The following is a 24,260-nucleotide window of genomic DNA, read 5'->3' on the forward strand; positions in this document are numbered from 1 at the left end:
CCGGGAGAACAATAATGAACATCGCATTTATCGGTCTGGGCAACATGGGCGCGCCCATGGCCCGCAACCTGATCAAGGCCGGACACACCTTGCAGGTGTTCGACCTCAACAAGAGCGTGCTGGCTGAATTCGCCGGGCTGGGCGCACAGGTCAGCGACTCACCCCGGCAGGCCGCCGAAGGCAGCGAGCTGGTCATCACCATGCTGCCTGCTGCGGCGCATGTGCGTAGTGTGTACCTGAACGACGACGGCGTGCTGAAAGGCATCTCACCCGGCGTTCCGGCGGTTGATTGCAGCACCATCGACCCGCAGACCATCCGTGACATCGCCGCTGTCGCCGCACAGCAAGGCGTGGTGTTGGGCGACGCGCCGGTGTCAGGCGGCACCGGTGGCGCGCAGGCCGGGACGTTGACGTTCATGGTCGGCGGATCTGCCGAGCATTTTGCCGTGCTCAAACCGGTGCTGGAGCAGATGGGCCGTAACATCGTGCATTGTGGCGACGTGGGCACCGGCCAGATTGCCAAGATCTGCAACAACATGCTGCTGGCGATTTCCATGATCGGCGTGTCCGAGTCCATGGCATTGGGCAATGCGCTGGGCATCGATACTCATGTGCTGGCCGGCATCATCAATACCTCGACTGGCCGTTGCTGGAGTTCCGAGGCGTACAACCCGTGGCTTGGCATTGTCGAAACCGCTCCAGCGTCACGCGGTTACAGCGGCGGCTTTGGCGCTGAGTTGATGCTCAAGGACCTGGGCTTGGCAACCGAGGCTGCGCGCGCTGCGCATCAACCGGTCATCCTCGGCGCAGTGGCGCAACAGCTGTACCAGGCCATGAGCCTGCGCGGTGATGGCGGCAAGGACTTCTCGGCGATCATTGAGGGGTATCGCCCGAAAGCCTAGGCGTCACCCGTATCGGGAATCAGTGGGGCGTAGCTTTGTATCCGGTTTTTACATTAGGAAAACGTGGCAGAACCGGCTACTTTGGACCTCGTCAGATCAGCGCAGGGATGCTCGGTACGCTTCGACGAGAAGCGCCGCATCCTCGCCTGGAGGCTGGCGCTCCACTCATCAAACGTCCCTGACTCAGAAAAAGAAGAGATCGACCATGAAGTTCGAACCCCTCGCCAGATCGCTGATAGCGACGGCATTGATCGTCGCTTATTCCCCCTCATTTGCTGCATCACAAGCCCCGGTTGCCGCCGAAAACGGCATGGTCGTGACGGCTCAGCACCTGGCTACCCATGTGGGTGTCGATGTGCTCAAGGCTGGCGGCAACGCTGTCGATGCGGCTGTAGCGGTCGGTTACGCGCTGGCGGTGGTCTACCCTGCGGCCGGTAACCTCGGTGGCGGCGGCTTCATGACCATTCAGCTGGCCGACGGGCGCAAGACTTTCCTCGACTTCCGCGAAAAGGCACCTCTGGCCGCGACGGCCAACATGTACCTGGACAAGGACGGCAAGGTCATTCCTGATCTGAGTGCCAAAGGTCATCTGGCCGTTGGCGTGCCGGGCACCGTGTCCGGCATGGAAATGGCTCTGAGCAAGTACGGCACCCGCAAACGCGAAGAAGTCATCGCCCCGGCGATCAAGCTGGCCGAGGAAGGTTTTGTGCTGGGCCAGGGCGACGTCGACATGCTGTCGAGCGCCACGGATGTGTTCAAGGCAGACATGGCTGATTCCGGGTCGATCTTCCTCGACAAGGGCGAGCCGATGCAGGTCGGTCAGAAGCTGGTGCAGAAAGACCTGGCCAAGACCCTTAAAGAAATCTCCGATAAGGGCAGCGATGGTTTCTACAAGGGCTGGGTCGCCAAGGCGCTGGTCGATTCAAGCCAGGCTGGCAAGGGCATCATCACCCAGGCCGACCTTGACCATTACAAGACCCGCGAGTTGGCTCCAGTCGAATGCGACTACCGTGGCTACCACGTCGTGTCAGCGCCACCTCCAAGTTCCGGTGGCGTGGTCATCTGCCAGATTCTGAACATCCTCGAGGGCTACCCGATGAAAGAGCTGGGCTTCCGCTCGGCGCAGGGTATGCATTATCAGATCGAAGCCATGCGTCATGCATACGTAGACCGCAACAGCTATCTGGGCGACCCCGATTTCGTCAAGAACCCGGTCGAGCACCTGCTGGACGTGAAGTACGCGGCCAAGCTGCGTGAGGCCATCGAGCCGCAAAAGGCTGGCGACTCGAACAAGATCAAACCGGGCGTCGCGCCGCACGAAGGCAGCAACACCACCCATTATTCGATCGTCGACAAATGGGGCAATGCGGTCTCGGTGACCTACACCCTGAACAACTGGTTCGGCGCGGGCGTCATGGCCAGCAAGACCGGTGTGATTCTCAACGACGAAATGGATGACTTCACCGTCAAGGTCGGCGTGCCCAACATGTATGGTCTGGTGCAGGGCGAAGCCAACGCCATCGCGCCGGGCAAGACGCCGCTGTCTTCGATGAGCCCGACCATCGTCACCAAGGATGGCAAGGCCGTAATGGTTGTCGGCACGCCGGGCGGCAGTCGCATCATTACCGCGACCTTGTTGACCATGCTCAACGTCATCGACTATGGCATGAACATTCAGGAAGCCGTGGACGCGCCGCGTTTCCACCAGCAATGGCAGCCTGAGGCGACCAACATCGATACCTTCGCGGTCAGCCCCGACACGCTGAAGATTCTTGAGAGCTGGGGCCACAAGTTTGCCGGTCCGCAGCCACTCAATCATGTGGCAGCGATTCTGGTAGGCGCGCCTTCGCTGGGCGGCAAACCGGTCGGTAACAACCGCTTCTACGGTGCCAACGACCCGCGTCGCAACACCGGGTTGTCACTGGGCTACTGAGTCACTCTGTGATCACGCCACGGTTCCGAGCTTCAGGACCGTGGCGTTTTCGTTTCTGGTGCTGGGTCAGTTGCTTACCCAACGCTGTCTGCTCCAGCCGCTCAATGCGTCAACGGCGAACACCAGGATCAGCATCGCCAGAATCACGGTGCTGGCCTGCGCTTCCTGAAACAGGCTGAGACTTATGTAAAGCATCTGGCCCAACCCACCCGCGCCAACAAAACCCAGCACGCTGGCCATGCGAATGTTGTTCTCCCAGCGATACAGCGTATACGCCAGCAGCTGTGGCCAGAGGTTGGGCAGGGTGCCGTAGCTGAACGCCTGCCAGGCGCTGCCGCCCTGCAGACGAATCGCTGCAGCGGGTTGCTGCGCGGTATTTTCCAGCGCCTCGGCAAACAGTCGGCCCAGAACGCCCGTGGTGTGCAGTGCCAGCGCCAGCGTGCCTGCATTGGGGCCGAGCCCGGCAGCCAGCACCATCAACACGGCCCACACCAGTTCCGGAATGGCACGCAGTGCATTGAGCAGCAGACGACTCACGCTGCGCAACGGCCAGCCCAGGCGACCGGCAGCGGGCAATGCCAGCAGCAAACCTGCGATGGCAGCCAGCAAGGTGCCAAGTGCCGACATGGCCAGCGTTTCCAGAGCGCCCTGGCCGATTGCCTGCAAATGCTCACTGCTGAGGTCCGGGCTCATGAAGCGCAATGCATAACGGCCCATCTGCGTCAGGTTGTCATGACTGCCCAGGGTGAAGAGGTCGAGGCCGAGGTACATAAACGATGCGATCACTGCCGTAATCATCGCCAGCACCAGCAGCAGATTGCCTGCGCGCTTCATGTGAACTGCCTGCGCAGCAGGCGGCTGAGCTGGTCGGCGAGCAGCACCAGCAGCAGGAACGTCAGCAGCATGCTCGCCACTTCGTCACCGGCGAACATGCGCATCGACAGGTCGATCTGCTGACCCAGTCCGCCTGCGCCGACGAAACCCATGACCACCGAAGCGCGCACGGCGCACTCCCAGCGGTACACAGTGTAGGACGTCAATTCGGCTGCCGCGTTGGGCAGGATGCCGTAAGCCAGCGCGGCGAGGCGTCCGCTGCCCGATTGAAGCAGGGCGTGGGCCGGGCGTTGGTCCACCGATTCGAAAATCTCGGCGTATACCTTACCGAGCATGCCTGCGTAAGTGATGGCGATTGCAAGTACGCCCGCGGTCGGACCCAGGCCGACCGCGCGCACGAACAACAGCGCCCAGACGATTTCCGGCACGCTGCGCAGGAAGATCAACACGCCGCGTACCTGCCAGCGCAGGCATTGGCCGAGCCAGCCGGGACGCCCGCCGTGTGAGGCGGCCGACAGGGACAGCGCCTTGCTGGCGAGCAGGCTTGCCGGTACAGCCAGCAGCAGAGCAAGGGCGATGCCAGCCGTGGCGATAGCCAGCGTTTGCAATGTCGCCTCCAGCAACAGCCCGAGGAATTCTGCAGAGTGCGCCACAGGCCAGAACCCAGCGAGAAAGCTGCCCATCGTCCGCGCATTATCGGCTTGCAGCAGTACCAGCGGATTCAGTTCGGCCAGACGAATGCCCGGCCAGAGCAGGGCGACCGCCAGCAGCGTCAGCAACAGGCGTGGCGTTGCCGCCGGGTCGCGCTGATCCTGAGTCAGCATCGCGGCGTCCAGGGTGTTTCAGACACATCCGGGGCAGGCTGAGGGCTCAGTTGTTCATTGGCATACAGGGTGTCGAGATGCTGCCGGTCGACCTCGTTTGCGGCGAGGTCGAAGTGAATTTGCCCGTCGCGCACCCCGATGATTCGCGGAAAGTGCGCCAGCGCCAGCTCCACCGCATGCAGGCTGGCGACCAGCGTCACGTGGTGCTCGATGGCGTGCTGGCATAACAGCGCAAGGGTGTGATCGGCCAGACGCGGGTCCATCGCCGAAACCGGCTCGTCGGCCAGCAGCAGTTCAGGTGCCTGATACAAGGCGCGGGCGATGCCAACGCGTTGCAGCTGCCCGCCAGACAACTGCTGGCAGCGCTCGAACAGTTTGTCCGCGAGGTCCAGACGTGCCAGCACTTCGCGGGTGCCAGAAACGTCCAGTGGGTGCAGCAGGTTCAGCAGACTTTTGCCCAGCCCCCATTGACCAAGTTTGCCCGCCGACACCGCAGTGATGACCCGCTGGCGCGCGGGTAACGGCGGTGCCTGATGGATCAGCGCAATGCGGCTACGCAGGCGCTGGCGGCGTTTGCTGGAAAGCTGCCAGGGATCAGCCCCCAGCACTTCCAGTTGTCCGGCACTGGGCGGCAACGCGCTGGCCAGCAGATTGAGCAGCGTTGTCTTGCCCGCACCCGACGGCCCGATGATCGCGACCCGCTCGCCACCAGCGATGTTCAGATCAAGACCGCGCAACGCCAGTGTGCCGTCGCTGTGGCGCAGCTCGATGCCGGACAGACGCAAGGTCATTTCAGCAGGTCGGCAGCGCGTGCGGCTTCTTCGATGCCTTTGTAGTTCTCGGGCTTGGTCTCGATGAAGCGGCTGGCAGCCTGAAGATCAAGGATTGCCTTCTGCTCCGGGTTGGCCGGGTCAAGGTCAAGGAAGGCCTGTTTGATCTTCGCCGCCAGCGCCGGGTCGAGGCTGCCGCGTACAGTCCAGTTGTAGTCGAAATACGTTGGCGTGGTTTCGAAGACGTGAACCTTGCTGGTGTCGACCTTAACGCTGGCGACCAGTTTGTCCCACACGCTGGCGTTGAGCACGCCCGCATCGACCTTGCCCGCCTGAACCCAGGCAGCGGTTGCGTCATGCGCTCCGGAATAGGCGACGCGGCTGAAGAACGTTTCCGGCTTGATGTTTTCCTTGAGCATGAAATAACGCGGCATCAGGCTGCCGGATGTCGACGACACCGAGCCGAAGGCAAACGTCTTGCCCTTGAGGTCCGCCAGGGTTTTCACGTTCGGGTCGGAGGTGATGAATTTGCTGGTGAATTTCGCATCCTGCTCGCGTTGTACCAGCGGCACCGCATTACCGGTCTTGAGGTTGACCTGAACGAAGGTGAAGCCGCCCAGCCAGGCCATGTCGAGCCGGTCAGTGGTCAGTGCTTCGACCACTGCCGGGTAATCGGCGACCGGAACGAACTCGACTTTCATGCCCAGGCGTTGTTCCAGATAGGCACCCAGCGGCTTGAACTTGCGTAGCAGTTCGGTGGGCGCTTCATCAGGAATGGCCGAGACGCGAAGGGTGTCGGCAGCGTGGCTGGTCAGGGCGGAGAAGGACAGGGCAAGGCCGGCGGCGAGCGCCAGGGTACGCTTGAGCATGGAGGTTCTCCGGTTCAATAGCGGAAGAAGGATAAGGCAAAGCCCGCGTGCATCAGCAGGCGGCGCTTCACAGAATTCGGTGGTGATGCGCGGGGATTATAAGAGGCATGGCGAGAAAGGCCAGTTCAGCAGGTTCTCGGCCCTGAGGCACAACCGATGGGCGATGCGGTTTGCGCTGATGCTGATAAGGGAACAGCCCCTAGACTCCGCAGCCTGTTTCCCGGTAACCGAGAGTGTCGCGATGAACGAGCCAATCCGCCTGACCCAGTACAGTCACGGAGCAGGGTGTGGCTGCAAGATTTCCCCCAGGGTGCTGGACGTGATCCTCGCGGGCAGCGGCGCGCAGAACCTCGACCCCAAGCTCTGGGTCGGCAATGCCTCGCGCGATGACGCGGCGGTCTATGCACTGGATGACGAGCGCGGCGTGGTCTCGACCACTGACTTCTTTATGCCCATCGTCGATGACCCGTTCGACTTCGGCCGTATCGCCGCGACCAATGCCATCAGCGATATCTACGCGATGGGCGGCGACCCGCTGATGGCCATCGCCATTCTCGGCTGGCCGGTCAACGTGCTGCCGCCCGAGGTTGCTCGTGAAGTCATTCGCGGTGGTCGTGCCGTCTGCGACGCTGCCGGTATTCCGCTGGCGGGCGGGCACTCCATCGACGCGCCTGAGCCGATCTTCGGTCTGGCTGTAACTGGCGTGGTGCAGAAAAAGCACATGAAACGCAACGACACCGCCCAGGCGGGGTGCACGCTGTACCTGACCAAGCCGTTGGGCATTGGCATTCTCACTACTGCCGAGAAAAAGTCGAAATTGCGCGATGAAGACATCGGTCTGGCGCGCGACTGGATGTGCACCTTGAACAAGCCGGGCAGTCGCTTCGGCAAGCTGGCCGGGGTGCTGGCAATGACCGATGTCACCGGCTTCGGTCTGCTCGGGCATCTGGTTGAAATGGCTGATGGTGCAGGCCTGACCGCTCGTCTGGATTACGCCGCGGTCCCGCGCCTGCCCGGCGTCGAGCATTACATTGCCGAGGGCTGTGTGCCGGGCGGCACGTTGCGCAATTTTGAAAGCTATGGCGACAGGATCGCTGCGCTGAGCGAGGCCCAGCGCGACCTGCTGTGCGACCCACAGACCAGCGGCGGTCTGCTGGTCGCGGTCAGCCCTGAAGGGGAGGCGGAGTTTCTGACGGTGGCTGCCGAACTGGGCCTGCTGCTCAACCCTATCGGCACCCTGCGTGAGCGACAGACCCACGCCGTCGAGGTGTTCTGATGGCCGACAACAGCAGCGACTACCGCACACTTTTTCTCAATGACGTGCCGATGATGGACGCGCGCGCTCCGGTCGAGTTCTCCAAGGGCGCGTTTCCGGGCGTGATCAACCTGCCGCTGATGAACGACATCGAGCGGCAGAAGGTCGGCACCTGCTACAAGCAACACGGCCAGGACGCCGCTATCCAGCTTGGGCATCAATTGGTCTGTGGTCAGGTCAAGGATGAACGCGTCAATGCGTGGGTCGAGTTCGCCAGGGCCAATCCGGATGGCTACCTGTATTGCTTTCGCGGCGGGCTGCGCTCGCAGACGGTACAGCGCTGGCTGAAGGATGCCGGGGTCGACTACCCACGGGTTCTTGGCGGCTACAAGGCGATGCGCACGTTCCTGCTGGATACCCTGCACGAGGCAGTGAGCGAGTGCGATATCGTCGTGCTCGGCGGAATGACCGGCACGGGCAAGACCGAAGTATTGACGCAACTGCGCAACAGTCTGGACCTCGAGCGCATCGCCAATCACCGCGGCTCCAGCTTCGGCAAGCGAGCCACCGGACAACCGGCGCAGATCGACTTCGAGAACCGTCTGGCCATCGATTTGCTCAAGAAGCGCGCAGCCGGTATCGAACAATTCGTCGTGGAAGATGAAAGCCGTCTGGTCGGCAGTTGCAACGTGCCGCTGGAGCTTCATCAAGCAATGCAAGGCTGCCCGATGGTCTGGCTGGAAGACAGCTTCGAGAACCGCGTCGAGCGCATTCTGGCGGATTATGTGGTCAACCTCTGCGCAGAGTTCATCAGCGTCAAAGGCGAATCGCAGGGCTTTGGCCTGTTCGCCGAGCGTCTGTTGCAAAGCCTGAACAACATTCACAAGCGCCTCGGCGGCGAGCGTCATCAACGCTTGTCCAGCCTTATGCAGGCAGCGCTGGAAGAGCAACAGCGCAGCGGTAAGGTCGATCTGCACCGAGGCTGGATCGAAGGGCTGCTCGGCGAATATTACGACCCTATGTACGCTTACCAGCGCGAACACAAGGCGGCGCGTATCGAATTCGCAGGTGATCAAGCGCAAGTGCTGGCCTACCTGCGCGAGCGCTCAGTAAAAGGTTAAGCCTCGACCTCTATCCATCTGGCAAGGGACGCCATGCACTCGATTCTCGATTTCTATCAAACGCTGGGCTGGGGCCTTTCGGCTCTGGTGATCGGCACCTTTCTGCTGGCCGGAACGGTCAAGGGTGTCATCGGCCTGGGCTTGCCTACGGTGGCAATGGGGTTGCTGGGGCTGGCCATGCTGCCGGCGCAGGCTGCCGCGTTACTGATCATCCCGTCGACGTTCACCAATGTCTGGCAACTGGCGACGGGTGGCAATCTGCGGCCTTTGCTGAAGCGGCTATGGCCGATGCTGAGCATGATTTTCATCGGCACTCTGGCCGGGGCTTTCTGGCTTGGCATGAGCGGCAGTCATTCGATGACGCGAGCATTGGGCGGTGCGCTGTTTCTTTATGCATTGAGCGGGCTGTTGCTGCCGACCTTCAGGGTCGCGGCCGCCAAAGAGCGCTGGCTGGGGCCGTTGTGCGGCCTTATTACCGGGGTTATCGCTTCGGCCACCGGCGTGTTCGTGATTCCCGTGGTGCCTTATTTGCAGGCTTTGGGGCTTGAACGCAATCAACTGGTGCAGGCGCTGGGGTTGTCCTTCACTGTTTCCACGCTGGCGTTGGCAGCGGGCTTGTCGTGGAACGGTGCGCTGGGCGGCGCGGAACTGGGCGCATCCACGTTTGCGCTGATGCCAGCCCTGTTGGGCATGCTGCTGGGGCAGTGGCTGCGTCAGCGAATCAGCGCGGCGCTGTTCAAGCGCGTGTTCTTCATCGGCATGGGGCTGTTGGGGCTGCAACTGCTGATAAAGGGTTGAGCCTGATGGGGTAAACCTGTCTTCATCCGCTCAGGCATTTCGCTCAATAGTCTTAACGCCATTCGTGACTGTGAAGCAAGAGTATTTTGCCCTTCGCTGTCTTACTCATGGGCGCACATCTCTTTACTCTCGGCTCATCCATTAATCACCTCCACCTCAGCCTCAGCCTCAGCCTCAAGACTGGCCGGGGTTGGGTAGCGAGAGATCAGCCATGAAAAAAGTATTGTTCCTCAACGGCGGCAAGCAGTTCGCGCACTCCGATGGTCGCTACAACGCGACCCTGCACGAGGCGGGCGTAGTGTTCATGGACCGCGCCGGTTTTGATGTGAAGGAAACCTTCATCGACGGCGGTTACAACGTGGCCGAGGAAGTGCAGAAGTTTCTCTGGGCCGATGTCATCGTCTGGCAAATGCCTGGCTGGTGGATGGGTGCGCCATGGACAGTGAAAAAATACATTGATGAAGTGTTCACCGAAGGGCACGGCAGCCTGTACGCCAATGACGGCCGCACCCGTTCGGATGCGTCGCAGACGTATGGCAGCGGTGGCTTGCTGCAGGGCAAGCAATACATGATTTCCGCGACCTGGAATGCGCCACAGAAAGCCTTCGATGACGCTTCTGATTTCTTCGAGGCCAAGGGCGTCGACGCGGTGTACTTCCCGTTTCACAAGGCCAACGAGTTTCTGGGTATGACCGGGCTGCCGACGTTTCTGGCAGTGGACGTGATGAAAATGCCGAATATCGAAGCGGATGTGCAGCGTTACGAGGCTCACCTGGGCAAAGTGTTTGGTGTGCAGTAAGCACAACCTTTGCACTGAACAGCGCTAATATCCTCTGAGTGTTGAGCAGGGGACAACAGTGAAAGCCAGATCTGATGAATTGCAGGTGTTTGTCTCGGTCATCGAAAGCGGTTCGATTTCCGCGGCGGCAGAGAAAATGGGCCAGACGCCCTCCGGTGTCAGCCGTACCCTGTCACGTCTGGAAGCCAAGCTTGAAACCACGCTGATCAACCGCACGACGCGGCGCATGGACCTGACCGAGGAGGGCAAGTTCTTTCTGGAACGGGCCCGCCATATTCTCGAGCAGATGGAAAGCCTGGAAGAAAGGCTCTCTTCCTCCCGGCAGACGCCCGCCGGCCGCTTGCGTATCAATGCCGCGTCACCGTTCATGCTGCATTGCATCGTGCCGCATGTGGCGGAGTTTCGTCAGCGTTACCCGGACATCGAACTGGAACTCAACAGTGATGACTGGTTCATCGACCTGCTTGAGCAGAGCACCGATATCGCCATTCGAATCGGCGCGCTGCCTGACTCGACCCTGCATGCCCGCTCTCTGGGCAGTTGCCCGCTGAATATCGTCGCCAGCCCGGCCTACCTGCAACGCCACGGCACCCCGAAAACCGCAGAAGACCTGGCGCAACACGTATTGGTGGGTTTCACACACGTGGAATCTCTCAATCAATGGCCCTTGCGCCACGCTGAGGGCGATCGCCTGTCCATCAAGCCTGCCATCTCGGCATCCAGCGGTGACACCTTGCGCTATCTGGTGCTGGAGGGCGTGGGAATCGCCTGTCTTTCCGACTTCATGACTAATGATGACCTGCGCGAGGGGCGGCTGGTCTGTCTGTTGAAGGGCGCCAACAGTGGCTATCGTCAGCCGATTCATGCCGTGTACTACCGCAATTCGCGACTGGCGTTGAGGATTCAGTGTTTTCTGGATTTCATGCAGGAGAAACTTGCTGGCTACACACACTGAAGGTGCTTGAGCGCGATGGGCGTTGTGCGCAGGTAATAAAAAGCCCGTCACGCTGCACGGGCTTTTCGGTTGCGATGGCTGTCAGTGTGTGCGGGCGACCGCAAACTCGCTCAGCTCGACCAGTGCATCCCGGTACTCGCTGGGCGGCAGGGTGTCCAGACAGGCAATCGCGCGGGCGGCATAGTCACGGGCCAGTTGTGCGGTGTAGTCCAGCGCTCCAGCGCTTTCCACAGCATTGCGGATGCTTTCCAGATCTTCCAGACCACCTTTCTGGATCGCCTGACGAACCAGCGCGGCCTGCTCCGGGCTGCCTTCACGCATGGTGTAGATCAGCGGCAGGGTAGGCTTGCCTTCGGCAAGGTCGTCGCCGACGTTCTTGCCCAGGGTTTCGGCATCGCCACGGTAGTCCAGCAAGTCATCGACCAGCTGGAAAGCTACGCCCAGATGGTCGCCGAAGGTGCGTAGCGCTTCGCTCTGTACCTCTGGTGCGTTGCACAGGGCTGCGGCACTGTGAGTCGAGGCTTCGAACAGCATGGCTGTCTTGCCGCGAATCACTTCCATGTAGGTTTCTTCAGTGGTGCTGGCGTCGCGAATCTTCGACAACTGCAGCACTTCGCCTTCGGCAATGATACGGGTCGCCTTGGACAGGATTCTCATGACTTCCATCGAGCCCAGTTCGACCATCATTTCGAACGAGCGCGAATACAGGAAGTCGCCGACCAGCACGCTGGGCGCATTGCCCCACAGCGCGTTGGCGGTGGATCGACCACGACGCATGCCGGACATGTCGACGACGTCGTCATGCAGCAGGGTTGCGGTGTGGAGGAATTCGATGGTGGCGGCCAGCAGGCGAAGGTCATCGCCTTCGCGGCCCAGCGCCTTGCCACACAGCAGTACCAGCAACGGACGCAGACGCTTGCCGCCTGCCGACGTAATGTAATCACCGATTTTCGAGACCAGCGGTACGCGCGACGTCAGTTGCTTTTTGATGATAAGGTCAACGGCACTAAAGTCGTCCGCCACCGCGCGATAGAAGGCTTGGGGTTGCATCAGCGACACGTGCTCCGGATAGGTTGCGCCGCATGCTAGGTCGCGGGGTAGAGCGTGTCAAGGTATGACGACCCGCCTCTTGCAACACACGAATGCCTTGCGTACAATCGCGCACCCTAACTTTCCTGGGCAGCACCTGCCTTACGCAATGCAAACGGGCCGTTCCAGCCCCATGCAGCCATGCCAGCCGATACTCTTCTTATAAAGAGCTGGGTGAGCAGGATTTTCGGAGAAATACCATGTACGCAGTAATTGTTACCGGTGGCAAGCAGTACAAAGTCGCCCCAGGTGAATACCTGAAAATTGAAAAACTGGAAATCGCTACTGGCGAATCCGTCACTTTCGACCGCGTTCTGCTGGTTGGCAATGGCGACGACGTCAACATCGGTGCTCCAGTTGTTGCTGGCGCTACCGTTGTGGCTGAAGTGGTTTCGCAAGGTCGTCACGATAAGGTTCGTATCATCAAGTTCCGTCGTCGTAAGCACCACATGAAGCGTATGGGCCACCGCCAGTGGTACACCGAGATCAAAATCACAGGTATTCAGGCTTAATTCAGCCTAATCCTCATTTGGAGAATTGACTCATGGCACACAAAAAAGCTGGTGGTAGTACCCGTAACGGGCGCGACTCAGAAGCCAAACGCCTTGGCGTGAAGATGTATGGCGGCCAGGCTATCATTCCTGGCAACATCATCGTGCGTCAGCGCGGTACCCAATTCCACGCTGGCTACGGCGTTGGCATGGGTAAGGATCACACCCTGTTCGCGAAAGTGGAAGGCGTGATCAAGTTTCAGGTCAAGGGCGCCTTCGGTCGCCGCTACGTGAGCATCGTTCCGAAGACTGAAGTCTCCGCAGCGTAATCACGCAGTTGCTTAAAAGCCCTGTCTTGCGACGGGGCTTTTTTGTTTGTAGAGGTAGAGAGGCAGGTGAGTCTCTTGCAAAACTGTTTGTGCGGGCTGTTGTGATGTTGACCCCTGGGGTCGCTGGTTTCTGATCGGTATCGCAACGCTCATTTTTGCAAGAGTCTTATGTAATTTATGTGGTTCTGCTCGTCCCTGTGGCGGGAGGCGTGCGTTATGAAATTTGTAGATGAAGTATCCATTCGAGTAAAAGCCGGTGACGGTGGCAACGGTTGCATGAGCTTCCGTCGCGAAAAATTCATTGAAAACGGTGGTCCGAATGGTGGTGATGGTGGTGATGGTGGTTCGATCTTCATGGTCGCCGACGTCAACCTGAATACGCTGGTCGACTACCGTTACACCCGTCACTTCGATGCCGAGCGCGGCTCCAATGGCGGCAGCGCAGACTGCACGGGTCGCAAGGGTGAGGAGCTGGTACTGCGTGTGCCGGTCGGGACCACCATCATCGACGCCACTACCCAGGAAATCATCGGTGACCTGACTAAAGATGGTCAGCGCCTGATGGTCGCCCAGGGCGGCTGGCACGGCCTGGGTAACACTCGGTTCAAATCCAGTACCAACCGTGCTCCGCGTCAGACCACGCCGGGCAAGCCGGGTGATCAGCGTGATCTCAAGCTTGAGCTGAAAGTGCTGGCCGATGTTGGTTTGCTGGGCTTGCCAAACGCTGGCAAGAGCACCTTCATTCGCTCGGTATCCGCTGCCAAGCCAAAAGTCGCCGACTATCCATTTACCACGCTGGTGCCAAACCTGGGCGTTGTCAGTGTCGATCGCTGGAAGAGCTTTGTGGTGGCCGACATTCCAGGTCTGATCGAAGGTGCATCCGATGGTGCCGGTCTGGGGATTCGCTTCCTCAAGCATCTGGCGCGTACCCGCCTGCTGTTGCACCTCGTCGATATGGCGCCGCTGGATGAAAGCAGTGCTCCGGATGCCGCCGAAGTGATCGTCAACGAGCTGGAAAAATTCAGCCCGTCGCTGGCCGAGCGTGATCGCTGGCTGGTGCTGAACAAGTGTGACCAGATCCTCGAAGAGGAGCAGGAAGCGCGCAAGCAGGAGATCGTTGATCGTCTGGAGTGGACCGGCCCTGTTTACGTGATCTCTGCGATTGCCAAAGAAGGCACCGAGCAGTTGACCCGCGACATCATGCGTTACCTCGAAGAGCGCAGCCAGCGTATCGCCGAGGAGCCTGGTTATGCTGAAGAGCTGGCCGAGCTGGATCAGCGCATCGAAGACGAAGCCCGTGCTCAGTTGCAGGCGCTGGATGATCAGCGTGCACTGCGTCGCAGCGGCGTGAAGAGCGTGCATGACATCGGTGACGATGACTGGGACGAAGAAGATGTGGACGATGAAGACGGTCCGGAAATCATTTACGTCCGTGACTGATCGCTTGAAGTAAACTTGAACGCCGCTACGATTGTCAGCGGCGTTTTTGTATCCCGAATTTGAAAATCTCTGGCTAAGGTTGGAAGAAGATGCGCAGCAAAGTGACGGGCGCCCAGCGCTGGGTTGTGAAGATTGGCAGTGCCTTGCTGACCGCGGATGGCAAGGGGCTGGATCGCAACGCCATGGGTGTTTGGGTGGAGCAGATGGTGGCGCTGCATGAGGCGGGTGTCGAGCTGGTGCTGGTGTCTTCCGGGGCAGTGGCTGCCGGTATGAGCCGTCTTGGCTGGACGGCTCGACCCAGCGCCATGCATGAGCTCCAGGCTGCTGCGGCCATCGGTCAGATGGGCTTGGTACAGGCGTGGGAATCAAGTTTTGCCGAGCATGGCCGGCATACCGCGCAAATTCTGCTGACCCATGACGACCTGTCGGACCGCAAGCGCTACCTCAATGCCCGCAGTACCCTGCGCACGCTGGTCGAGCTTGGGGTTGTGCCGGTCATCAACGAAAACGACACAGTGGTCACCGACGAAATCCGTTTTGGCGATAACGACACGCTGGCGGCGCTGGTTGCCAATCTGGTCGAGGCCGATCTGCTGGTCATCCTGACTGACCGCGACGGCATGTTCGACGCTGATCCGCGCAACAACCCGGATGCGCAACTCATTTACGAAGCGCGCGCCGATGATCCGGCGCTTGATGCTGTTGCTGGTGGTACAGGCGGCGCACTGGGGCGCGGCGGTATGCAGACCAAGTTGCGTGCTGCGCGACTGGCGGCGCGTTCCGGTGCGCATACCGTCATTGTCGGCGGGCGTATAGAGCGCGTGCTGGCGCGGCTCAAGGGTGGCGAACGTTTGGGGACATTGCTGTCTCCCGAGCGCGGCATGCTCGCGGCGCGCAAGCAGTGGCTGGCAGGGCACCTGCAAACTCGCGGCACGCTGGTGCTGGATGATGGCGCTGTTGCGGCGCTGGCCAAGGATCAGAAAAGCCTGCTACCGGTGGGTGTCAAGCTGGTGCAGGGCAGCTTCCGGCGTGGCGAGATGGTGGTATGCGTCGCCCCGGACGGTCGCGAGATCGCTCGTGGGCTGAGCAACTACAGTGCCATCGAAGCCCAGAAAATCATTGGTCACTCTTCCGAAGCCATCGTGCGTGAGCTGGGCTATATGGCCGAGCCTGAGCTGATTCATCGGGACAATCTGATCCTCGTCTGACTCGAGGCTGCAAAAAAGGACTATTTGATGCGCTTTATGAAAGGTTTGTTGGCGGCCGCGTTGCTGATGCCGGTGTTGGTCTCGGCTGAAGAGATCGGTCAGGTGTCGACGGTGTTCAAGATGGTCGGGCCAAACGACCGCATCGTGGTCGAGGCGTTTGACGATCCCAAGGTCGACGGTGTGACGTGCTATCTGTCGCGCGCCAAGACCGGTGGCGTGAGGGGTGGTCTGGGGTTGGCCGAAGACCGTGCCGAGGCGTCCATTGCCTGTCGTCAGGTCGGGCCTATCCGCTTCAAGGAAACCCTCAAGGATGGCGATGAGGTCTTCAAGGAGCGTACGTCGCTGGTCTTCAAGACCATGCAGGTGGTGCGCTTCTTCGACAAGAAGCGCAATGCGCTGGTGTACCTGGTCTATAGCGACCGTGTCATCGAAGGCAGCCCGCAGAATGCCGTGACCGCCATTCCTATCCTGCCATGGACAGCCGCGCCCGCGCCTTGATGTGGCTCAGGGGTGGACGCAGAGCGTCCAGAACGGCATGCCGACGCGGAGCGTCGCACGATAGTTGAATTACCGTTCCTCACGCTCCAGCGTGGGAATGTCTGTCGTGACGCTCTGCGTCACAAGTTCCGTTGCACCGGCTACTTTCCAGCAGGCAATAAAAAACCGACCCTGAGGTCGGTTTTTTAACAAGCGGGTCGCTTAGGCTGCAGCAGCAAGGCTCAGAGCCTTGATGTGACCGTTCAGACGACCTTTATGGCGAGCAGCCTTGTTCTTGTGGATGATGCCTTTATCGGCCATACGGTCGATAACAGGAACAGCCAGAACATAAGCGGCTTGCGCTTTTTCTGCGTCTTTTGCGTCGATGGCTTTAACTACATTCTTGATGTAGGTACGAACCATGGAACGCAGGCTGGCGTTGTGGCTGCGACGCTTCTCAGCCTGTTTTGCACGTTTTTTGGCGGAAGGTGTGTTGGCCACCGTCGAGCTCCTCGAAAGACTTTGTGAAATAGCAAACAAAATAGGCCGCGAATCATGCCGATGAGTTGAAGTCTTGTCAAGGGCAGTTAAGGTGTTCCGCTGAGTGGTTGCTACATTTGACCGGAGGATTTATTTCCGGCCTGTGACCTGTAAACTCGCGGCCTTTGCTTCGGGCGTTTTTGCGGCGCGAAGTATCGCATAAATGGCGGGCTTAATCGCCCATCCTTTGCCAAGGCGCACAACTCTTTCAATGAATCTACTCAAGTCACTCGCCGCCGTAAGCTCTATAACCATGGTTTCCCGGGTTCTGGGCTTTGTTCGCGACACCATCATCGCGCGCACTTTCGGAGCCGGAATGGCCACCGATGCGTTCTTCATCGCCTTCAAACTGCCCAACCTGCTGCGCCGGATTTTCGCAGAGGGCGCTTTTTCCCAGGCGTTCGTGCCTATCCTGGCGGAATACAAGAGCCAGCAAGGGGAGGAGGCGACCCGCACCTTTGTCGCTTACGTCACGGGGTTGCTGACCCTGGCGCTGGCGCTGGTGACGCTGCTCGGAGTGATCTTTGCACCCTGGGTGATCTGGGCCACCGCGCCCGGCTTTGTCGACACCCCGGAGAAGTTTGCGCTGACCTCGGACCTGCTGCGGGTGACCTTTCCTTATATATTGCTGATCTCCCTGTCATCGATGGCCGGGGCGATCCTCAATACCTGGAACCGTTTCTCGGTGCCTGCGTTCGTGCCGACGCTGCTCAATGTCAGCATGATCTTCTTCGCGCTTTTTCTGACCCCGTACTTCGATCCCCCTGTCATGGCGCTGGGCTGGGCGGTGCTGGTCGGCGGCCTGCTACAGCTGCTCTACCAACTGCCACACCTGAAAAAGATCGGCATGCTGGTACTGCCGCGCCTGAATCTGCGTGATACCGGCGTCTGGCGCGTAATGAAACAGATGCTGCCCGCCATCCTTGGCGTTTCTGTCAGTCAGATTTCTCTGATCATCAATACGATATTTGCCTCGTTCCTTGTCGCCGGTTCGGTGTCATGGATGTACTACGCCGACCGTCTGATGGAATTACCCTCCGGCGTACTGGGTGTTGCGCTGGGTACGATCCTGCTGCCGATCCTGTCGAAAACCTACGCGCAGCGCGATCGTCAGGAATATTCGCGGATTCTCGACTGGGGGCTGCGACTGTGTTTCGTGCTGGTCCTGCCTTGCACATTGGCGCTGGGGTTGCTCGCCGAGCCGTTGACCGTTTCGTTGTTCCAGTATGGTAGATTCGATGCGCTTGATTCAGCCATGACCCAGCGTGCTCTGGTTGCCTATTCAGTCGGGTTGCTGGGGATCATCCTGATCAAGGTGCTGGCTCCCGGCTTTTATGCCCAACAAAATATCCGCACCCCGGTGAAAATCGCGATCTTCACCCTCATAGTGACTCAGTTGCTCAACCTGGCCTTCATCGTGCCCTTGCAGCATGCCGGTCTGGCGCTGGCCATTAGTGTGGGGGCGTGTATCAACGCCGGGTTGCTGTTCTGGCAGCTGCGCAAACAGGACCTGTTTCAGCCGCAACCTGGCTGGACTGTGTTTCTGTTGAAGCTGTTAGTCGCTGTTGCGGTGATGTCGGCTGTGCTGCTCGGGCTCATGCACGTCATGCCGGCGTGGGACGAAGGTCATATGCTGGAGCGCTTTCTGCGTCTGGGTGCGCTGGTTGCGACGGGTGTCGTGACTTACTTCGCCATGCTTCTGTTGCTGGGCTTTCGCCTGAGGGATTTCGCCCGCAAGGCCATTATGTAGGCCCGGTTTGATCGTTGTTTTCTGGGGCCACGCCAAGAACCTTCATCCGGTCTTGGAGTGTTGCCTGTCGCCCACGGCCGTGTGTGGTTATAATCGGCCACTTTATGAGCAAGAAGTGCGTTATGCAGCTGGTTAGAGGCCTTCACAACCTGCGCCCCGAACATCGGGGCTGCGTCGCCACGATTGGCAATTTCGACGGCGTTCACCGCGGCCACCAGGCTATCCTGGCGCGTCTGCGCGAGCGTGCCGTCGAATTGGGTGTGCTCAGCTGTGTGGTGATTTTCGAGCCGCAGCCGCGTGAGTTCTTCGCTCCCGGGATCGCTCCGGCACGTCTGGCCCGACTGCGTGACAAACTCGAGCTGCTGAGTGCCGAAGGCGTTGACCGGGTACTTTGCCTGTCCTTCAATCAGCGACTGTGCAAGCTGAGTGCCGCGAGTTTCGTCGAAACCGTGCTGATCGACGGCCTCGGCGTTCAGCACCTCGAAGTGGGCGACGATTTTCGCTTCGGTTTTGACCGGGTCGGCGATTTTGACTTCCTGCAACAGGCCGGCACGACGTATGGATTTACTGTAGAAGCGGCGCAGACCGTTGAAATAGATGGCATCCGGGTCAGCAGTACTAAGGTACGCAAGGCCTTGGCTGCGTCGGATTTTGCCCTGGCCGAACGCATGCTTGGTCGTCCGTTCCAGATCACTGGACGGGTATTGCATGGTCAGAAGCTGGCGCGTCAATTGGGTACGCCCACCGCCAATGTGCAACTCAAGCGTCGTCGTGTGCCGTTGAGCGGGGTTTACCTGGTCAGCACGGAAATCGATGGCAAAACCTGGCCGGGGGTCGCCAACATCGGTGTGCGCCCGACGGTAGCGGGTGATGGCAGTGCCCACCTTGAAGTGCACCTTCTGGATTTTGCCGGCGACCTTTACGACCGGCGTTTGACGGTGGCTTTCCACCACAAGCTGCGTGATGAGCAGCTTTTCGCCTCACTGGAGGCGCTCAAGACGGCGATCAATGCGGACGTCGCCGCCGCCCGTGCCCATTGGCATGGTTAACCGCTAAACAAGAGCCTGAAATGACTGACTATAAAGCCACGCTAAATCTTCCGGACACCGCCTTCCCTATGAAGGCCGGCCTGCCCCAGCGCGAGCCGCAAACTCTGCAGCGCTGGGACAGCATTGGCCTGTACCAGAAGCTGCGCGAGATTGGCAAGGATCGTCCCAAGTTCGTCCTGCACGACGGTCCTCCGTACGCCAACGGCAATATTCACATCGGTCATGCGGTCAACAAGATTCTCAAGGACATGATCCTGCGTTCCAAGACCCTGGCGGGCTTCGATGCCCCGTACGTGCCGGGTTGGGACTGTCACGGTCTGCCGATCGAGCACAAGGTTGAAGTGACCCACGGCAAGAACCTCTCCGCAGACCGTACGCGTGAGCTGTGCCGCGCCTATGCGTCCGAGCAGATCGAAGGCCAGAAGTCAGAATTCATCCGCCTGGGTGTGCTGGGCGACTGGAGCAATCCATACCTGACCATGAACTTCGCCAACGAAGCCGGGGAAATCCGCGCGCTGGCCGAGATGGTCAAGGGCGGGTTCGTCTTCAAGGGCCTCAAGCCGGTCAACTGGTGTTTCGATTGCGGCTCGGCACTGGCTGAAGCCGAAGTCGAGTATCAGGACAAGAAGTCCTCGACCATCGACGTCGCGTTCCCGATCGCCGATGAGGCAAAACTTGCGGCGGCGTTCGGCTTGCCCGCGCTGGGCAAGCCTGCCTCCATCGTGATCTGGACCACCACACCGTGGACGATCCCTGCCAACCAGGCGCTGAACGTTCATCCCGAGTTCGAATACGCGCTGGTCGATGTCGGCGACAAACTGCTGGTACTGGCCGCCGAACTGGTCGAAAGCTGTCTGGCCCGTTACAAGCTGGAAGGCACGGTCATCGCGACCACCACCGGTCAGGCGCTGGAGCTGATCAACTTCCGCCACCCGTTCTACGACCGCCTGTCGCCAGTCTATCTGGCTGACTATGTCGAGCTGGGTGCCGGCACCGGTATCGTTCACTCCTCGCCTGCCTATGGCGTAGACGACTTCAATATCTGCAAGCAGTACGGCCTGAGCAACGACGACATCATCAGCCCGGTGCAGAGCAACGGCGTGTATGTCGAATCGCTGGAGTTCTTCGGTGGCCAGTTCATCTTCAAGGCCAACCAGAACATCATCGACAAGCTGGTCGAAGTCGGCAGCCTGATGGACACCGAAACCATCAGCCACAGCTACATGCACTGCTGGCGCCACAAATCGCCATTGATCTACCGCGCCACCGCGCAGTGGTTCGTAGGCATGGACAAACAGCCTGAGAGCGGCGAGACCCTGCGCAAGCGTGCGGTCAAGGCCATCGAAGACACTGAGTTCGTTCCGGCATGGGGCCAGGCGCGTCTGCATTCAATGATCGCCAACCGTCCTGACTGGTGCATCTCGCGTCAGCGCAACTGGGGCGTGCCGATTCCGTTCTTCCTGCACAAGGAAAGCGGCGACCTGCACCCACGCACCGTCGAGCTGATGGAAGAAGTGGCGCAGCGTGTCGAGAAAGAGGGCATCGAAGCCTGGTTCAAGCTGGACGCCAGCGAGCTGCTGGGTGACGAGGCTGCCAAGTACGACAAGATCTCCGACACCCTGGACGTCTGGTTCGACTCGGGCACCACGCACTGGCACGTATTGCGCGGTTCGCATCCGATGGGCCATGAAAGCGGTCCACGTGCCGATCTGTACCTGGAAGGTTCCGACCAGCACCGTGGCTGGTTCCACTCGTCGCTGCTGACCGGTTGCATGCTGGACGATCACGCACCGTATCGCGAGCTGCTGACCCACGGCTTTGTGGTCGACGAGAACGGCCGCAAGATGTCCAAGTCGCTAAACAACGTGGTAGCACCGCAGAAGGTCAACGACTCGCTGGGTGCGGACATCATGCGCCTGTGGGTATCGGCGACTGACTATTCGGGCGAAATGGCCGTTTCCGACCAGATCCTGCAGCGCAGCGCCGATGCTTACCGTCGTATCCGCAACACTGCGCGCTTCCTGCTCTCCAACCTGTCGGGCTTCAACCCGGCAACCGACATCCTGCCGGCTGAAGAAATGCTCGCGCTGGACCGTTGGGCCGTGGATCGCACGCTGCTGCTGCAACGCGAGCTGCAAGAGCATTACGGCGAATACCGCTTCTGGAACGTGTACTCGAAGATCCACAACTTCTGCGTGCAGGAGCTGGGTGGGTTCTATCTGGACATCATCAAGGATCGCCAGTACACCACGGCTGCCGACAGCACCGCGCGTCGTTCCTGCCAGACCGCACTGTTCCACATCTCCGAAGCGCTGGTGCGCTGGATCGCGCCGATCCTGGCGTTCACCGCCGACGAGCTGTGGCAGTTCCTGCCAGGCGAGCGCAACGAATCGGTGATGCTCAACACCTGGTATGAAGGCCTGACTGAAATGCCTGCCGACTTCGAAATGGACCGCGCCTACTGGGAACGGATCATGGCGGTGAAGACGTCGGTCAACAAGGAAATGGAAAACCTGCGCGCGGCCAAGGCCATTGGTGGCAACCTGCAGGCCGAAGTGACCCTGTACGCTGAAGATTCGCTGGTCGCCGATCTGTCGAAGCTGAGCAACGAACTACGCTTCGTGCTGATCACTTCGACTGCCAGCGTTGCTCCATTGGTGTCTGCTCCGGCTGATGCGGTGGTTACCGAGGTCGCGGGCCTGAAACTCAAAGTGCTCAAGTCCAGCCACGCCAAGTGTGCCCGTTGCTGGCACCATCGCGAGGATGTGGGGGTAAACCCTGAGCATCCGGAAATCTGCGGCCGTTGTGTAGACAACATCAGCGGTGCAGGCGAGGTCCGTCACTATGCCTAACGCCTCGTTTGGCCGTCTGGCCTGGCTGTGGTTGAGCGTGCTGGTTCTGGTCATTGACCAGGCCAGCAAGTATTACTTCGAGAACGCCTTGAGCCTGTACCAACAGATCATTGTGATTCCGGACTTCTTCAGCTGGACCCTGGCCTATAACACCGGTGCTGCCTTCAGTTTTCTGGCAGACGGTGCCGGCTGGCAGCGCTGGTTGTTTGCCCTGATCGCCATTGTGGTCAGTGCCGTGCTGGTCGTCTGGCTCAAGCGTCTGGGGCGCGACGATACATGGTTGGCTGTTGCACTGGCGTTGGTACTTGGCGGCGCACTGGGCAACCTATACGACCGTATTGTGCTGGGCCATGTGATCGACTTCATTCTGGTCCATTGGCAGAACCGCTGGTACTTCCCGGCGTTCAATGTCGCTGACAGCGCGATCACTGTCGGCGCAATCATGCTGGCGCTGGATATGTTCAAGAGCAAGAAAACCGGAGAAACCGTCAATGACTGAGCAGTCTTCGACTCAAGGCTCGTCTGGTGAGCTGCGCATCGGTCAGAATACGCAGGTCACCTTGCACTTCGCCCTGCGTCTGGAAAACGGCGATACCGTCGATAGCACCTTCGAAAAGGCTCCGGCCACGTTCAAGGTTGGTGACGGCAACCTGTTGCCCGGTTTCGAAATGGCGATTTTCGGCTTCAAGGCGGGCGATCGTAAGACCGTGGAAATTCCGCCGGAAAACGCCTTTGGTCAGCCCAACCCACAAAACGTGCAGATCATGCCACGCTCGCAGTTTGTGGGAATGGAACTGTCCGAAGGGTTGCTGGTGATCTTCAACGACGCCGCCAATACCGAATTGCCCGGCGTGGTGAAGGCTTTCGATGATGATCAGGTCACCATCGACTTCAATCACCCGCTGGCAGGCAAGACACTGAGCTTTGAAGTGGAAATCTTCGAAGTGAAGGCGATTCTGGCTTCCTGACCTTCGCCATCAAGCCCGGCCCAGGCCGGGCTGCCCGTACCAACCATGAGGCACAGCATGCAAATCAAACTCGCCAACCCCCGCGGCTTTTGTGCCGGAGTGGACCGCGCGATCGAAATCGTCAATCGCGCTCTGGAAGTGTTTGGTCCGCCGATTTATGTGCGCCATGAAGTCGTTCACAACAAATTTGTCGTCGAAGACCTGCGCTCTCGTGGTGCGATTTTCGTCGAAGAGCTGGACCAGGTGCCGGATGATGTCATTGTCATCTTCAGCGCCCACGGTGTTTCCCAGGCGGTGCGTACCGAAGCAGCTGGCCGTGGCCTGAAAGTATTCGATGCCACCTGTCCGCTGGTGACCAAGGTGCATATCGAGGTCGCCCGTTACAGCCGTGACGGCCGCGAGTGCATCCTGATCGGCCACGCCGGTCACCCGGAAGTCGAAGGCACCATGGGCCAGTACGACGCCAGCAATGGCGGCGCGATCTATCTGGTCGAAGACGAAGAGGACGTCGCCAGCCTGCAGGTGCGCAACCCCCATTCCCTGGCGTTCGTGACCCAGACCACCTTGTCGATGGAAGACACCAGCCGGGTGATCGACGCGTTGCGCAAGCGCTTCCCGGCCATTGGCGGGCCGCGCAAGGACGACATCTGCTACGCCACGCAAAACCGTCAGGACGCGGTAAAGCAACTGGCCGACGAGTGTGATGTGGTGTTGGTAGTGGGCAGTCCGAACAGCTCCAATTCCAACCGCCTGCGCGAACTGGCCGAGCGCATGGCGACTCCGGCGTACCTCATCGACGGTGCCGAGGACATGCAACAGGGCTGGTTCAACGGTGTAGAGCGTATCGGCATTACTGCGGGCGCTTCGGCCCCCGAAGTGCTGGTGCGCGGCGTGATCCAGCAATTGCAGGCCTGGGGCGCGACCGGTGCGGATGAGCTTGCCGGCCGCGAGGAGAACATCACCTTCTCCATGCCCAAGGAATTGCGCGTCAAGTCGCTGCTCTGAGG

At 59.9% G+C, this 24,260-nt stretch carries 24 protein-coding genes; 18 read left to right on the forward strand and 6 right to left on the reverse strand.

The annotated features are described in order from the left end of the window. Positions 1 to 14: 14 nt before the first annotated feature. Together mmsB and ggt are read left to right on the forward strand one after the other, a co-directional pair. Positions 15 to 902 carry a 3-hydroxyisobutyrate dehydrogenase gene (mmsB, locus tag AC4ANE_RS03595; RefSeq protein ID WP_002551959.1) on the forward strand — a complete coding sequence of 296 codons (888 nt, stop codon included), beginning with the start codon at positions 15 to 17 and terminating at the stop codon, positions 900 to 902. A 205-nt stretch (positions 903 to 1,107) separates the two neighbouring features. Beyond that, on the forward strand, positions 1,108 to 2,835 hold the full coding sequence (ggt, locus tag AC4ANE_RS03600; RefSeq protein WP_002551960.1) for a gamma-glutamyltransferase: 1,728 nt from the start codon (positions 1,108 to 1,110) through the stop codon (positions 2,833 to 2,835). 66 nt (positions 2,836 to 2,901) lie between these two features. Here the strand turns inward: ggt and phnE are convergent, their stop codons facing one another. The 4 genes from phnE to AC4ANE_RS03620 are packed head-to-tail and all read right to left on the reverse strand — an operon-like array spanning position 2,902 to position 6,132. Further along, positions 2,902 to 3,669 carry a phosphonate ABC transporter, permease protein PhnE gene (phnE, locus tag AC4ANE_RS03605; RefSeq protein ID WP_002551961.1) on the reverse strand — a complete coding sequence of 256 codons (768 nt, stop codon included), beginning with the start codon at positions 3,667 to 3,669 and terminating at the stop codon, positions 2,902 to 2,904. Continuing rightward, positions 3,666 to 4,493: a PhnE/PtxC family ABC transporter permease gene (locus AC4ANE_RS03610; protein WP_002551962.1), complete on the reverse strand. Its 828-nt coding sequence runs from the start codon at positions 4,491 to 4,493 to the stop codon at positions 3,666 to 3,668. Before AC4ANE_RS03610 ends, phnE begins: the two co-directional genes overlap by 4 nt. Then, complete coding sequence (locus AC4ANE_RS03615; protein ID WP_002551963.1) at positions 4,487 to 5,284, reverse strand: phosphonate ABC transporter ATP-binding protein; 798 nt, start codon at positions 5,282 to 5,284, stop codon at positions 4,487 to 4,489. Before AC4ANE_RS03615 ends, AC4ANE_RS03610 begins: the two co-directional genes overlap by 7 nt. Further along, positions 5,281 to 6,132 carry a putative selenate ABC transporter substrate-binding protein gene (locus AC4ANE_RS03620; protein ID WP_002551964.1) on the reverse strand — a complete coding sequence of 284 codons (852 nt, stop codon included), beginning with the start codon at positions 6,130 to 6,132 and terminating at the stop codon, positions 5,281 to 5,283. The genes AC4ANE_RS03615 and AC4ANE_RS03620 overlap by 4 nt, the downstream gene beginning before the upstream one ends. A gap of 241 nt (positions 6,133 to 6,373) precedes the next feature. Between AC4ANE_RS03620 and selD the strand changes: the two genes are divergently transcribed. From selD to AC4ANE_RS03645, 5 genes are all read left to right on the forward strand, one after another. After that, positions 6,374 to 7,408 (forward strand): selenide, water dikinase SelD, encoded by a 1,035-nt coding sequence (selD, locus tag AC4ANE_RS03625; protein ID WP_002551965.1) that lies wholly within the window; start codon positions 6,374 to 6,376, stop codon positions 7,406 to 7,408. After that, complete coding sequence (gene mnmH / locus AC4ANE_RS03630; RefSeq protein ID WP_002551966.1) at positions 7,408 to 8,508, forward strand: tRNA 2-selenouridine(34) synthase MnmH; 1,101 nt, start codon at positions 7,408 to 7,410, stop codon at positions 8,506 to 8,508. Before selD ends, mnmH begins: the two co-directional genes overlap by 1 nt. A 33-nt stretch (positions 8,509 to 8,541) precedes the next feature. After that, on the forward strand, positions 8,542 to 9,306 hold the full coding sequence (locus tag AC4ANE_RS03635) for a sulfite exporter TauE/SafE family protein (protein ID WP_002551967.1): 765 nt from the start codon (positions 8,542 to 8,544) through the stop codon (positions 9,304 to 9,306). A 211-nt stretch (positions 9,307 to 9,517) separates the two neighbouring features. Further along, positions 9,518 to 10,105, forward strand: a complete 588-nt coding sequence (mdaB, locus tag AC4ANE_RS03640; RefSeq protein WP_460408705.1) for an NADPH:quinone oxidoreductase MdaB — start codon at positions 9,518 to 9,520, stop codon at positions 10,103 to 10,105. Positions 10,106 to 10,163: 58 nt separating this feature from the next. Continuing rightward, entirely contained in the window at positions 10,164 to 11,060 is an 897-nt protein-coding gene (locus tag AC4ANE_RS03645) for a LysR family transcriptional regulator (protein WP_002551969.1), read from the forward strand. Between the two features lie 81 nt (positions 11,061 to 11,141). Here the strand turns inward: AC4ANE_RS03645 and AC4ANE_RS03650 are convergent, their stop codons facing one another. Further along, positions 11,142 to 12,110 carry a polyprenyl synthetase family protein gene (locus AC4ANE_RS03650; protein WP_002551970.1) on the reverse strand — a complete coding sequence of 323 codons (969 nt, stop codon included), beginning with the start codon at positions 12,108 to 12,110 and terminating at the stop codon, positions 11,142 to 11,144. 239 nt (positions 12,111 to 12,349) lie between these two features. On the opposite strand from AC4ANE_RS03650, the gene rplU reads away from it, so the two are divergent. From rplU to AC4ANE_RS03675, 5 genes are all read left to right on the forward strand, one after another. Further along, the gene (rplU, locus tag AC4ANE_RS03655) at positions 12,350 to 12,661 is read left to right on the forward strand and encodes a 50S ribosomal protein L21 (protein ID WP_002551971.1); all 312 of its coding nucleotides are present in this window, start codon (positions 12,350 to 12,352) and stop codon (positions 12,659 to 12,661) included. 32 nt (positions 12,662 to 12,693) lie between these two features. After that, positions 12,694 to 12,969: a 50S ribosomal protein L27 gene (gene rpmA / locus AC4ANE_RS03660; RefSeq protein ID WP_002551972.1), complete on the forward strand. Its 276-nt coding sequence runs from the start codon at positions 12,694 to 12,696 to the stop codon at positions 12,967 to 12,969. A gap of 216 nt (positions 12,970 to 13,185) precedes the next feature. Continuing rightward, the gene (gene cgtA / locus AC4ANE_RS03665) at positions 13,186 to 14,409 is read left to right on the forward strand and encodes an Obg family GTPase CgtA (RefSeq protein ID WP_002551973.1); all 1,224 of its coding nucleotides are present in this window, start codon (positions 13,186 to 13,188) and stop codon (positions 14,407 to 14,409) included. Between the two features lie 89 nt (positions 14,410 to 14,498). Further along, positions 14,499 to 15,617: a glutamate 5-kinase gene (gene proB, locus AC4ANE_RS03670; protein ID WP_002551974.1), complete on the forward strand. Its 1,119-nt coding sequence runs from the start codon at positions 14,499 to 14,501 to the stop codon at positions 15,615 to 15,617. 27 nt (positions 15,618 to 15,644) lie between these two features. Beyond that, positions 15,645 to 16,115 carry a CreA family protein gene (locus AC4ANE_RS03675; protein WP_002551975.1) on the forward strand — a complete coding sequence of 157 codons (471 nt, stop codon included), beginning with the start codon at positions 15,645 to 15,647 and terminating at the stop codon, positions 16,113 to 16,115. Between the two features lie 201 nt (positions 16,116 to 16,316). Here the strand turns inward: AC4ANE_RS03675 and rpsT are convergent, their stop codons facing one another. Further along, entirely contained in the window at positions 16,317 to 16,595 is a 279-nt protein-coding gene (gene rpsT / locus AC4ANE_RS03680; protein ID WP_003344603.1) for a 30S ribosomal protein S20, read from the reverse strand. 250 nt (positions 16,596 to 16,845) lie between these two features. Between rpsT and murJ the strand changes: the two genes are divergently transcribed. The 6 genes from murJ to ispH all read left to right on the forward strand — a co-directional run bounded on the left by murJ (position 16,846) and on the right by ispH (position 24,258). After that, positions 16,846 to 18,384, forward strand: coding sequence for a murein biosynthesis integral membrane protein MurJ (gene murJ / locus AC4ANE_RS03685; protein WP_002551977.1), 1,539 nt, complete (start codon positions 16,846 to 16,848; stop codon positions 18,382 to 18,384). A gap of 122 nt (positions 18,385 to 18,506) precedes the next feature. Beyond that, on the forward strand, positions 18,507 to 19,433 hold the full coding sequence (gene ribF, locus AC4ANE_RS03690; RefSeq protein WP_002551978.1) for a bifunctional riboflavin kinase/FAD synthetase: 927 nt from the start codon (positions 18,507 to 18,509) through the stop codon (positions 19,431 to 19,433). Between the two features lie 20 nt (positions 19,434 to 19,453). Further along, entirely contained in the window at positions 19,454 to 22,285 is a 2,832-nt protein-coding gene (gene ileS / locus AC4ANE_RS03695; RefSeq protein WP_002551979.1) for an isoleucine--tRNA ligase, read from the forward strand. Next, positions 22,278 to 22,784 (forward strand): signal peptidase II, encoded by a 507-nt coding sequence (lspA, locus tag AC4ANE_RS03700; protein ID WP_005733836.1) that lies wholly within the window; start codon positions 22,278 to 22,280, stop codon positions 22,782 to 22,784. The genes ileS and lspA overlap by 8 nt, the downstream gene beginning before the upstream one ends. Continuing rightward, a complete protein-coding gene (locus AC4ANE_RS03705; RefSeq protein WP_002551981.1) occupies positions 22,777 to 23,253 on the forward strand; it encodes an FKBP-type peptidyl-prolyl cis-trans isomerase in 477 nt (158 codons plus the stop codon). The genes lspA and AC4ANE_RS03705 overlap by 8 nt, the downstream gene beginning before the upstream one ends. Before the next feature lie 57 nt (positions 23,254 to 23,310). Then, complete coding sequence (ispH, locus tag AC4ANE_RS03710; protein ID WP_031596958.1) at positions 23,311 to 24,258, forward strand: 4-hydroxy-3-methylbut-2-enyl diphosphate reductase; 948 nt, start codon at positions 23,311 to 23,313, stop codon at positions 24,256 to 24,258. Positions 24,259 to 24,260: the final 2 nt, after the last annotated feature.

The organism is Pseudomonas sp. Pme6b (genome assembly GCF_058129925.1).

Coding starts and splice junctions, on each gene's coding strand:
- AC4ANE_RS03615 (WP_002551963.1), bottom strand. CDS start 5,284: ATGACCTTGCGTCTGTCCGGCATCGAGCTGCGCCACAGCGACGGCACA.
- ribF (WP_002551978.1), top strand. CDS start 18,507: ATGCAGCTGGTTAGAGGCCTTCACAACCTGCGCCCCGAACATCGGGGC.
- phnE (WP_002551961.1), bottom strand. CDS start 3,669: ATGAAGCGCGCAGGCAATCTGCTGCTGGTGCTGGCGATGATTACGGCA.
- proB (WP_002551974.1), top strand. CDS start 14,499: ATGCGCAGCAAAGTGACGGGCGCCCAGCGCTGGGTTGTGAAGATTGGC.
- AC4ANE_RS03675 (WP_002551975.1), top strand. CDS start 15,645: ATGCGCTTTATGAAAGGTTTGTTGGCGGCCGCGTTGCTGATGCCGGTG.
- ispH (WP_031596958.1), top strand. CDS start 23,311: ATGCAAATCAAACTCGCCAACCCCCGCGGCTTTTGTGCCGGAGTGGAC.
- mdaB (WP_460408705.1), top strand. CDS start 9,518: ATGAAAAAAGTATTGTTCCTCAACGGCGGCAAGCAGTTCGCGCACTCC.
- rpmA (WP_002551972.1), top strand. CDS start 12,694: ATGGCACACAAAAAAGCTGGTGGTAGTACCCGTAACGGGCGCGACTCA.
- selD (WP_002551965.1), top strand. CDS start 6,374: ATGAACGAGCCAATCCGCCTGACCCAGTACAGTCACGGAGCAGGGTGT.
- murJ (WP_002551977.1), top strand. CDS start 16,846: ATGAATCTACTCAAGTCACTCGCCGCCGTAAGCTCTATAACCATGGTT.
- lspA (WP_005733836.1), top strand. CDS start 22,278: ATGCCTAACGCCTCGTTTGGCCGTCTGGCCTGGCTGTGGTTGAGCGTG.
- AC4ANE_RS03705 (WP_002551981.1), top strand. CDS start 22,777: ATGACTGAGCAGTCTTCGACTCAAGGCTCGTCTGGTGAGCTGCGCATC.
- ileS (WP_002551979.1), top strand. CDS start 19,454: ATGACTGACTATAAAGCCACGCTAAATCTTCCGGACACCGCCTTCCCT.
- ggt (WP_002551960.1), top strand. CDS start 1,108: ATGAAGTTCGAACCCCTCGCCAGATCGCTGATAGCGACGGCATTGATC.
- AC4ANE_RS03620 (WP_002551964.1), bottom strand. CDS start 6,132: ATGCTCAAGCGTACCCTGGCGCTCGCCGCCGGCCTTGCCCTGTCCTTC.
- AC4ANE_RS03635 (WP_002551967.1), top strand. CDS start 8,542: ATGCACTCGATTCTCGATTTCTATCAAACGCTGGGCTGGGGCCTTTCG.
- rplU (WP_002551971.1), top strand. CDS start 12,350: ATGTACGCAGTAATTGTTACCGGTGGCAAGCAGTACAAAGTCGCCCCA.
- AC4ANE_RS03650 (WP_002551970.1), bottom strand. CDS start 12,110: ATGCAACCCCAAGCCTTCTATCGCGCGGTGGCGGACGACTTTAGTGCC.
- mmsB (WP_002551959.1), top strand. CDS start 15: ATGAACATCGCATTTATCGGTCTGGGCAACATGGGCGCGCCCATGGCC.
- mnmH (WP_002551966.1), top strand. CDS start 7,408: ATGGCCGACAACAGCAGCGACTACCGCACACTTTTTCTCAATGACGTG.
- cgtA (WP_002551973.1), top strand. CDS start 13,186: ATGAAATTTGTAGATGAAGTATCCATTCGAGTAAAAGCCGGTGACGGT.
- AC4ANE_RS03610 (WP_002551962.1), bottom strand. CDS start 4,493: ATGCTGACTCAGGATCAGCGCGACCCGGCGGCAACGCCACGCCTGTTG.